Here is a 9,307-nt window from a genome sequence, read left to right as displayed (position 1 = left end):
CCGAAGCCTGACCAGTCCGGGGTATAAATCAATTTGGCACTGGCTTATCAAGCACCCTGTTGAGTTCTCAAAGAACAACCACACACCATCCGGAACCCCGCACCAGCAGGACCCCGTCCGGGGCATTTTGTTCATCCCGCACCCACCGCTCTCGCGCCGGGCACTTTTACTACGTTACCTCACCGTCTCTGCCGTGTCAAACCGTGTGTCCCGGTCTGTCACGCTTCGTACGGGTCGGCGCCGCTGAACTCGCGCAGCGGCGAACCGCTGCGTGTGGTCATCGGATTTGGCAGGCCGGCCGCTGCGGTCTCCCGCTAGCTCGCCCGGTGCCCTGCCGGTCGTCAACCTTACTCGGTCGGTTCCGCTCCGCCAAATCCGCCCTGCGGCGTTTCGGCGAGCCCCGCCCGGCCCGGCTCCGACGAGGTGCAACCTCGGTGGTTCCGGGCGCCGAACCCGGTCCGTGGCCCCCGGGCTGTTCGTCCCGTTTGCCCCGTTCCGCGCTGGCAGAGAGAAAGTTACGCGGATTCGGGTTTGATCGTCAAATCCAGGGGTAGCGTCCCGCGTCACATCATCACCGCCGGGCTATCTTGCCTGCTCAGCGGCTCTCTGGCGGCGAGTTGCCCCGCTTCGACGGCCCGGGATCCGCCCGAGCAACAGGAGAGACAGCGCTCGGCATTCCCCGGAGGCGTCGGACCTTGTCCGATCCCGCCCTTCCTGGCGGGCGCTCAGGCGCTCCGCCGCCGGCGGTCCGCCAGCCAGCCGCGGATGCCGAGCACCCCGACGGTCGTGCCGATGGCCAGTGACGCCGCGATGAGCAGCGCGTGCACCCAGAGGAAGCTGGTCGGGCTGCCCTCGCCGACCACGCCGGCCGACCACGCCCGCGGGTCGTTCCAGATGGCGACCGCGAACCTCGGCCAGATCACCCAGGTCCACACCCCGACCCCGACCAGGAACAGCGACCAGCCGCGCGACAGCACCATGGCTGGCCAGTATGCCAGCGGGAGGTCGTCCCAGGTCCGGTCAGGCGCGCGCGGACCGGAGCATGCGGAAGGTCAGCGAATAGCGCAGCGCCGGAACCGGCGGGACGCTGTGCTGCCACGCGGTCCGGGCCGCCCCGGTGAGCGCGTACCCCGAGCGGGGCGCCAACTCCAGCTCGTACACCCGGCGGTTCTCTCCGGTCCCGCGCTGGAACCGCAACAGGCACGCGGAGCCCAGCGAGAGGCCGACGACGGTCGGCCCGAAGGCGGGTGCGTCCCGGTGCCAGCCGATGACCGAGCCCGGCGGGTAGCGCGTGACGAGCGTCTGCGCGAGCACCTCGGGGTCGACCCCGGCGAGCGCCGCGCACCGCTCGCGTACCCAGCGCAGCGCCACGGGCAGCGCCTCGGTGGCCGTGAGCTGGAAGGAGCCGTAGTCGTAGTCGTAGCCGAAGTGCCGGACCGTGCGCCGGGCGATCTGCCCGTGCATCCGGACCTCATGGAAGTCGAGAGCGTCGAGGGTCGCGACCAGGGAACGTTCCTCGTCGTCGTCGACCAGGTCGGGCTGGTAGGTGAGCCCGGCCGGCCGCTCGTGGATTGCCCGCATCCTGCCCACCTGGCGACCGTAACGGCGGGCCGGCCCGCGCACCGCGCGAATCCGGCCCACCGCCGCGTGGTCAGAAGCAGGTGACCGCCCCGCCGATCGCCGGGTTCGCCCGGTCGTGGTGGTGGACGGTGCCGGCGGGATCGGTCATCGAGCCGCCCCAGATCGCGCAGCCGGCGCCGAGGTAGCGGTGGACCGGGCCGGCGGCGTAGCGCCGGCTGCCCTCGTCCAGGCCGACGGGCGTCCACTCGGGGGCCAGGTAGACGCGGGTGCCGGTGAGCGTGCCGACGTACGCGGACTTGAGGGTGACCGTGCAGCCGTAACCGGTGCGGGGGTTGCGCAGAAGGTGGACGGTGCCGAGCCGCGCGCCGGTGGCGGCGTCGTGGATCGGGTCCTGGTCGACGGCGGTGAAGCCGAGCCCGCAGAGCGCCTCCGGGGTGTACGGGTTGACCGCGGCGGCGCCCGCGCCGGTGCCCGCCACCGCCACCAGGACGGCTGTCCCGGCCGCCGCCACCCCGATTCGTCCAATGACCCGCTGCATTTGCGTTCCTCCCGCTGGTGCCGATTCGGATGCGGGACCAGAATGGTGCGGCCGCCGGCGCCGCCGAATGTGCGCGGTGGACACTCCGGTCCGCATTCCGGTGTGCTGACCGGCCGCGACACCGTCCCTCACCTCGGCGGGAGCCGACGAATTGATCGGCGTCAGTCGATTATGAGGTATCTCGCAGAATCGCCCCCGCATGAATTCGGAATTGCATTCGTGTTTCCCGGATTCGCCCACCGGGCACTGTTCGGATGGCGACAGGACGACACCCGGAGGTGCAGCATGCAGCCGTTCAATCCGTGGCTCTGGCGGGACCCGTCGGCCCTGGCGGGCGGCTACGAGCAGACCCGCCCGGACGACGTGCCACGGCAGCGGTCCGAGGGCGCCGACGACGACGGCCCCGACGCGCCCGGCCCGGGCACCCCGATCGACCTCACGGGCTATCACGTGGAGGCGACCGACGGCCGGATCGGCGCGGTCGACCGGGCGAGTGAGGACGCCGGAGCGGGCTACCTGGTGGTGCACACCGGGCCGTGGATCTTCGGCCGGAAGGCGCTGCTGCCGGTCGGCACGGTGGCCCGGGTCGACCACCTGGAGCGCGCCGTGCACGTGGACCGGACCCGGGAGCAGGTCAAGGAATCACCGGCCTTCGACCCGGACGACTTCGACCGCGCCGAGTACCGCGAGCACGTCGGGAACTACTACGCCGAGAGCTACCGGCGCGACTGAGCAGGGCGTTCCGGTCTGCGCGCGGGGCGGTGGACCGGCTACCGTGTCAGGCATGGTCCGGCCGAGCACCTGCGCCCCGGAGACCCTCGACGGTCTCCCGGCGGCTGCCGCTCCGGTTCTCCCGGCCCGTGCCGACGACGGTCGGGAGCAGATCCTCGACGTCCTCCGTGCCGGTGGGCTGCGGTTCCGCGCCGGCGGGCGATGGCGGCGCTCGCACTGACGAGCGAACCCCACTGATCCGGGCACACCCCGGGTCCCTTCCGCGCGCCCGCGCGTCCTCCACCGCACAGCAACGAGAGGCGTACGACCATGTCCGCAGCACGGATGCTCACCGGTGACCGCCCGACCGGGCGGCTACACCTGGGCCACTACGTCGGCAGCATCGCCAACCGGGTGAAGCTGCACCAGCGCTACGAGAGCTTCTTCATCATCGCCGACCTGCACATGCTCACCACGCGGAACAGCCGCGAGGACATCGAGCAGGTCTCCCGCAACGCCCGCGAGATGGTCACCGACATCCTCGCCGCCGGTGTCGAGCCGGACCGGGCCACCTTCTACCTCCAGTCGGCGATCCCCGAGGTCGGCGACCTGAACACCCTGTTCCAGAACCTGGTCACCGTGCCCCGGCTGGAACGGGTCCCGTCGCTCAAGGAGATGAGCCGGGACGCCGGCAAGGACGAGATGCCGTACGGGCTGCTCGGCTATCCCGTCCTCCAGGCCGCCGACATCCTCTGCGTCAAGGGGCAGGTCGTGCCGGTGGGCAAGGACAACGCGGCGCACGTGGAGGTGACCAGGGAGATCGCCCGGCGCTTCAACCACCTCTACGGCGAGGTCTTCCCCGTCCCCGAAATGATCATGTCGGAGACGCCCACCCTGGTCGGCACCGACGGCGCCGGGAAGATGAGCAAGAGCCGGGGGAACGCCATCGCGCTCTCCGACGACCCGGCCACCGTGCGGCGCAAGGTGATGGGCATGTACACCGACCCGAACCGGATCCGCGCCGACGTGCCGGGCACGGTCGAGGGGAACCCGGTCTTCGCGTACCTCGACGTGTTCCACACCGACCGGGCGACCGTCGAGGAGCTGAAGGCGCGCTACCGGGCCGGCCGGGTCGGCGACGTCGAGGTCAAGGAGGAGCTGGCGGGCGCGCTCAACCGGTTCCTCGACCCGGTCCGGGAGCGGCGGGCCCGGTTCGAGGGGCAGCCCGGCCTGGTCGACGAGCTGATCGTCGAGGGCACCGAGCGGACCCGCGCCGAGGTCCGCCGCACCCTTGTCGAGGTCCGCCGGGCGATGGGCCTGACCAGCGCGTACACCCAGGTGCGGCGGCGGGCCGAGCGCTACCGCAAGGCCGTCGGCACGCCGGCCTGACATCTCGGGTACGCCGGCCGGCCGGCCCGGGTACGGCCTTGCGCCGCCCCCGGGCCGGCCGGTTAGGCTGCTGCCATGACCAGCTCGCACGCGTACCCGACGGCGTCCCCCGACGTCCTGTTCGGCGCGCTGCGACGCCGGCGGTCCCGCGACCGCCTGCGCTGAGCATTCCTCACTGCGACCGGCGGATCGAGCCGCCGGTCATCGCCGATCGTCCTCGGTCCGCCCGCATCCCCATCCAGTGATCCGCGTGCGGCGGATCCGAGCGAGATCGGCGTACCCATGGATCTGGAGAAACTGCTGACCGACCGGCTGGCGCCGGCGTTCGCGACGGTGGCCGGCGAGCCGGTCGACCCGGTCGTGCGGCGCTCCCAGCGCGCGGACTTCCAGTCCGACGCGGCGCTGGCGCTGGCCCGGCGGATCGGCCGGCCGCCGCGCGCCGTCGCCACCGAGGTGCTGGAGCGCGCGGAACTGGCCGACCTGTGCAGCGCCGCGGAGGTGTCCGGTCCCGGTTTCCTCAACCTGACCGTCGCCGACGACGCCCTGGCCGGGCTGGTCTCCGCGCTGGCCGCCGACCCGCGGCTCGGGGTGCCCGAGGCCACCGCGCCGGAGACCGTGGTGATCGACTACTCGGCGCCGAACGTGGCGAAGGAGATGCACGTCGGCCACCTGCGCTCGACGGTGATCGGCGACGCGGCGGCCCGGCTGCTGGAGTGGCTGGGGCACCGGGTGCTGCGGGCCAACCACCTGGGCGACTGGGGCACACCCTTCGGCATGCTGATCGAGCACCTGGCCGACCTGGGCGAGGCCGAGGCGGCGCAGGAGCTGTCGATGGGCGACCTGGACTCGTTCTACAAGGCGGCCCGGGCCAAGTTCGACGCCGACGAGGCGTTCCGCGAGCGGTCCCGGCTGCGGGTGGTGGCGTTGCAGGGCGGGGACCCGGCGACGCTGCGGCTGTGGCGGCTGCTCGTGGAACAGTCCGAGCGCTACTTCCTCACCGTGTACGACCTGCTCGACGTGACCCTCACCCAGCGGGACTTCCGGGGGGAGAGCAGCTACAACGACCTGCTCGGCCCGGTGGTCGAGGAGTTGGACCGGCTCGGTCTGCTGCGCGAGAGCGACGGCGCGGCCTGCGTGTTCCCGCCCGGCTCGGTGGGCCGGGACGGGGAGCCGCTGCCGCTGATCGTGCGCAAGTCCGACGGCGGGTACGGCTACCCGGCGACGGACCTCGCGGCGATCCGGCACCGGACCGGCACGCTGGGCGCGACCCGGCTGCTCTACGTGGTCGGGCTGCCGCAGCGGCGGCACTTCGAGATGGTCTACGCCGCCGCCGCGCAGGCCGGTTGGCTGGCCCCGCCCGCCCGCGCCGAGCACGTCGGGTTCGGCTCGATCCTCGGGCCGGACGGGCGGATGCTGCGCAGCCGGGCCGGCGGGTCGGTGAAGCTGGTCGGGCTGCTGGAGGAGGCGGTGGCCCGGGCCACCGCGCTGGCCCGGGAGCGCAACCCGGAGCTGGACGAGGCGGAGGCGGCCGAGGTGGGCCGGGCCGTCGGCATCGGCGCGATCAAGTACGCCGACCTCTCCAGCGATCGGAACAAGGACTACGTGCTCGACTGGGAACGGATGCTCTCGCTGGACGGCAACACCGCGCCCTACCTCCAGTACGCGTACTCCCGGATCCGGTCGATCTTCCGGCGGGCGGGCGTGGCGGCCCGGCCGGAGGCCGGGATCTCGCTGGCCGAGCCGGCCGAGCGGGCGCTCGCCGTCGAGCTGGTCGGCTTCGGCGCGGTGGTCGGCGCGGTCGCGGAGAACCTGGAGTTCCACCACCTGACCGGGTACCTGTCCCGGCTCGCCGCCGCGTTCAGCGCCTTCTACGAGCGGTGCCCGGTGCTGCGGGCCGACGAGCCGGTCCGGGAGAGCCGGCTCGTGCTCTGCGACCTGACCGCGCGGGTGCTCGGGCACGGCCTCCACCTGCTCGGCATCCGCACACCGGAGCGGCTCTGAGGACGGCGGCCCGGGCCGGGTGTCCGCCACCGCGCTCAGCGGCGGCGCCCGGCCCGTCAGGCCTCCTGATCCAGCACGGTGAGCACGGAGCGCACCACGGAGGAGCGCCAGCCGCTGCCCATGGTGCGGTGGGCGACCGCCTGGAACGGGCTGTCGAGGTCGAACCCGGAGTGCTCCATCAGCATCCGGGTGCCCCGGCCCTCGGGCTCCAGCCGCCACGTGACGATCGCTCAAGCAGATCCGCAGGGCGCCCCGGCCAATGACCTCCCCTGAATCCGCCCACGATCTCGCCGGGTTTACCGAGCGGGCGCTCGGGCAAGCGGCAGGGCTCACACGGGAGACCTGTCGGAGGCAGCGATGCGCCGCTCACCATCCCCGGCCGAGGCGAGAGTGACCATCGAGCGCCGGGTCGCGGACGTCTTCAACTTCTACCGCGACTTCCAGAACCTGCCCCGCTTCCTGGGCGACGTCATGGCCAGCGAACAGATCGGGCCAGCGACGTTCCGGTGGACCATCCGGGGACCGCTCGGCCTCAGGCTGAGGTCCACGGTGCGGCTCACCGAGGAGCGGACGAACGAACTGCTCCGGTACGAGACCACCACCGCGCCCGGGACGCGCACCCACTGGACCGTCGAGTTCAGTCCGGGGTCGGAACCGGGCCGGACCGAGGTCCACGAGGTGCTGGAGACGCCCTTCGGAACACTGGGCCGCATCGCCCTGACCCTGGTCGGAAAGCCGCCCGGCGCCGAGGTGGCGGCGAACCTGCGCAGGCTGAAGCAACTCCTGGAGACGGGAGAGGTCACCGACACCGAGCACGCGGTCGCCGGCAAGTTCGGGCGGAAAGTCGCCGGCGATCACCGTCACCCGGATTGACCGGGGTTCTGCTACCAGTACCTGCCGCAGGCCGGCTCGAGCTTGGTGACCGCGCTCTCCAGGGCACCGGTGTCGCTCGCCACGTTCACGAGCTCTGCCACGTTGGGGGGCTTGACCGAGCGGATCTTGGTGTACTTCAGGCCCGCGGCCACGGCGAGCGCCCTGAAGTTACTCCGCAGTGCGCGGTCGGTCTGCTCGGCCACAACCTTGTTCGCCGCCGCCTCGAGGTTGACCAGGCGTTGAATCGTCTCCGTCCAGGCGGCGGCGACCTCGGTCTCCGACGTGGCACTGCCGGCGACCAGGACGAACGCCGCCAGGCCGGTGATGGCCTTCTCCAGCGGACCCTTGACGGCGGTGCAGGCCGCCTTGTTGCTCGTGGTGACGGCTTGCGTGCCCTTCTTGGTCGTGGGCACCGCCGCGGGGGCCGTGGAGGACCGTGGGCTCCCCGAGAACCGTGGGGTCGAGGAGGGCTTGGGTACCCGGCTCGGCGTGGCCGCCGGCGCCGCCGTCGGCGTGGGGGTGAGCGACTCGGTGGAGGCACTCACCTCCGCGGCGGTGGGCGTACTCGGCATCTCGGAGGCATCGCCACACGCCGAAGCGGTGAGCAGTGCCGCCACGACCAGCACGCAGAGCCCGACCCGTCGCACCATCAACGTCACATCCTTCTCACGACCTTCGGCGGGCCGTGACGGTACCCGGCCGGCCAGGTGTCGAAGATCAACCGAAACCGCAGCTTCGAACGTCGACCGGCCGGGCGGCTATGACCCGAACCTCTTCCACTGCCCTTCGGAAACCACCTCGACCGAGCCGTCGACGACCTTGATGGCCGTCTGCTCGTCAATGGCGTAGGCCGGGACACCGATTTCGGTGGCCCACCGCTCCGCGTCGGCCAGGGTGTTCGTGGGGAAAGCGTCCAGGTGCGGGAAGATCGAGAAGTCGACGACTCCCAGAGCGCGGTCGTCCGGCGCGGACGGCCACTCGACGAAGTACGTTCCGATCCTGGGCGTCATCACCATGCTTCCGGCACTCACCCCCACCCAGACCGTGTCGGGCAGCGAGGGCAGCAGATCGGCCAGCCCGGACTCCCGCATCCAGTGGAACAGGTACGTCGCGTCGCCGCCGTCGACCAGGAGAACGTCGGCCTCCCGCACCCAGGGGACCCATCGCTCTGCGCCGATGGTGGGCAGTGCGGTGAGCTCGAGGACACCGAGCGACGCCCAATCCAGGCCGGACATGTGCCACTCGGGATCGGCGGCTACGAAACCCCGCACCGATTTCGGGCCGCACATCGGGTGACCCCACTGTGCTGTCGGGACGCAGAGGGCGTGGCACTCGGCGATCGGCTTGCCGAGAAGCTGCACGAGCGCCGCATGGATGCTCGGGTTCGTGACGCCGCCCGACGTGAGCAAGAGCTTCAAGGTGCCTCCAGATTCGCGCGCGGAGGGTGGACGTATCTGAAGACCCGGGACCGTGCTGGAACTCATCGGAGATCGAGCAACCAGTCGGCGTCACCGCTGCTGTACTTTGCTGCTGTATCGCACGGAAAAGGGGCCGTCCCGGTTTCCCGAAACGGCCCCTCACCTGCTGCGCGCCCGAAGGGACTCGAACCCCTAACCTTCTGATCCGTAGATTCCCAAGACCGTGTCCAGGCCGTCCGACGCGGTCCGCCTGGTCCTGGTCCTCAAGCGTTCGGCAACTCGATCGGTCCCGTCCCGTCCGGTCCCGTCCGCCCCGGTGGCTCCCACGCGTGGCTCCCAGATTGTCACGGGTCTGCTCCGATCAGCGTCCGACGGGTCGCTTCACCCAGACGTAGTGAGGGGCCATGTCCACGCCGAGCCCCGCCTCGTAACCCGCCTCCTCAAGGATCCGGATCATGGCCTCAGCGAGCGCGTTTAGGGCGGTACTCTGCAGGCGTACTGGCGGGGCGTAGTAGTCCTGAACTGCTGCCGATGCGGAGGCAGCCGACCGTAGTTCCTCGTCGCACTCCCAGTGGACGTCTACCTGATCTAGCACCGTGATATCGATGCCAATGTGTGCGCCGGTTGCCGGCTCGGGCATCTGGTGTGGATCAGCGTGGACGTAGGCTGGCAATCCCGCGCTGGCGAGTACCTGGCGGACCTCCTCAGCCAGGGTCCGCAGCCCGTCCAGCTCGCTCGGCGTCGGCTGCGGGAAACGGGGCATGTCCATGTCGTCCTCCCTAGTCGCACCCGCTTA

General features: G+C 71.2%; 12 protein-coding genes. 5 read left to right on the top strand and 7 right to left on the bottom strand.

Translation table 11 applies throughout. The annotated features are described in order from the left end of the window. Window positions 1–725: 725 nt before the first annotated feature. The 3 genes from ACZ6PY_RS27385 to ACZ6PY_RS27375 all read right to left on the bottom strand — a co-directional run bounded on the left by ACZ6PY_RS27385 (window position 726) and on the right by ACZ6PY_RS27375 (window position 2,119). Window positions 726–980 carry an SCO4848 family membrane protein gene (locus ACZ6PY_RS27385; RefSeq protein ID WP_466077081.1) on the bottom strand — a complete coding sequence of 85 codons (255 nt, stop codon included), beginning with the start codon at window positions 978–980 and terminating at the stop codon, window positions 726–728. Between the two features lie 40 nt (window positions 981–1,020). Continuing rightward, window positions 1,021–1,581: an alpha-ketoglutarate-dependent dioxygenase AlkB gene (locus tag ACZ6PY_RS27380; RefSeq protein WP_466077078.1), complete on the bottom strand. Its 561-nt coding sequence runs from the start codon at window positions 1,579–1,581 to the stop codon at window positions 1,021–1,023. Window positions 1,582–1,651: 70 nt separating this feature from the next. Continuing rightward, window positions 1,652–2,119, bottom strand: a complete 468-nt coding sequence (locus ACZ6PY_RS27375; RefSeq protein WP_466077075.1) for a hypothetical protein — start codon at window positions 2,117–2,119, stop codon at window positions 1,652–1,654. A 285-nt stretch (window positions 2,120–2,404) separates the two neighbouring features. On the opposite strand from ACZ6PY_RS27375, the gene ACZ6PY_RS27370 reads away from it, so the two are divergent. The 4 genes from ACZ6PY_RS27370 (at window position 2,405) to argS (ending at window position 6,220) form a co-directional block, all read left to right on the top strand. After that, on the top strand, window positions 2,405–2,851 hold the full coding sequence (locus tag ACZ6PY_RS27370; protein ID WP_466077072.1) for a PRC-barrel domain containing protein: 447 nt from the start codon (window positions 2,405–2,407) through the stop codon (window positions 2,849–2,851). A gap of 52 nt (window positions 2,852–2,903) precedes the next feature. Next, entirely contained in the window at window positions 2,904–3,071 is a 168-nt protein-coding gene (locus ACZ6PY_RS27365; RefSeq protein ID WP_192579968.1) for a hypothetical protein, read from the top strand. A gap of 89 nt (window positions 3,072–3,160) precedes the next feature. After that, window positions 3,161–4,219 (top strand): tryptophan--tRNA ligase, encoded by a 1,059-nt coding sequence (gene trpS, locus ACZ6PY_RS27360; protein WP_466077068.1) that lies wholly within the window; start codon window positions 3,161–3,163, stop codon window positions 4,217–4,219. Between the two features lie 282 nt (window positions 4,220–4,501). Then, window positions 4,502–6,220: an arginine--tRNA ligase gene (gene argS / locus ACZ6PY_RS27355; RefSeq protein WP_466077066.1), complete on the top strand. Its 1,719-nt coding sequence runs from the start codon at window positions 4,502–4,504 to the stop codon at window positions 6,218–6,220. A 56-nt stretch (window positions 6,221–6,276) separates the two neighbouring features. Here the strand turns inward: argS and ACZ6PY_RS27350 are convergent, their stop codons facing one another. Continuing rightward, complete coding sequence (locus ACZ6PY_RS27350; RefSeq protein WP_466077063.1) at window positions 6,277–6,399, bottom strand: hypothetical protein; 123 nt, start codon at window positions 6,397–6,399, stop codon at window positions 6,277–6,279. Between the two features lie 178 nt (window positions 6,400–6,577). Here ACZ6PY_RS27350 and ACZ6PY_RS27345 point away from each other — a divergent pair, with 178 nt between their 5' ends. After that, window positions 6,578–7,093 carry an SRPBCC family protein gene (locus ACZ6PY_RS27345; protein ID WP_466077060.1) on the top strand — a complete coding sequence of 172 codons (516 nt, stop codon included), beginning with the start codon at window positions 6,578–6,580 and terminating at the stop codon, window positions 7,091–7,093. A gap of 11 nt (window positions 7,094–7,104) precedes the next feature. Here the strand turns inward: ACZ6PY_RS27345 and ACZ6PY_RS27340 are convergent, their stop codons facing one another. From ACZ6PY_RS27340 to ACZ6PY_RS27330, 3 genes are all read right to left on the bottom strand, one after another. Further along, entirely contained in the window at window positions 7,105–7,743 is a 639-nt protein-coding gene (locus ACZ6PY_RS27340; protein ID WP_466077110.1) for a hypothetical protein, read from the bottom strand. A gap of 108 nt (window positions 7,744–7,851) precedes the next feature. Beyond that, window positions 7,852–8,511 carry a Type 1 glutamine amidotransferase-like domain-containing protein gene (locus ACZ6PY_RS27335; RefSeq protein ID WP_466077057.1) on the bottom strand — a complete coding sequence of 220 codons (660 nt, stop codon included), beginning with the start codon at window positions 8,509–8,511 and terminating at the stop codon, window positions 7,852–7,854. Between the two features lie 361 nt (window positions 8,512–8,872). Beyond that, the gene (locus ACZ6PY_RS27330) at window positions 8,873–9,280 is read right to left on the bottom strand and encodes a hypothetical protein (protein ID WP_466077054.1); all 408 of its coding nucleotides are present in this window, start codon (window positions 9,278–9,280) and stop codon (window positions 8,873–8,875) included. Window positions 9,281–9,307 lie beyond the last annotated feature (27 nt).

It is taken from the genome of Micromonospora sp. NPDC048907 (assembly GCF_055586885.1).
The sequence above is the reverse complement of the archived record's forward strand: the minus strand, read 5'-3'. Positions and strand labels throughout refer to the sequence as shown.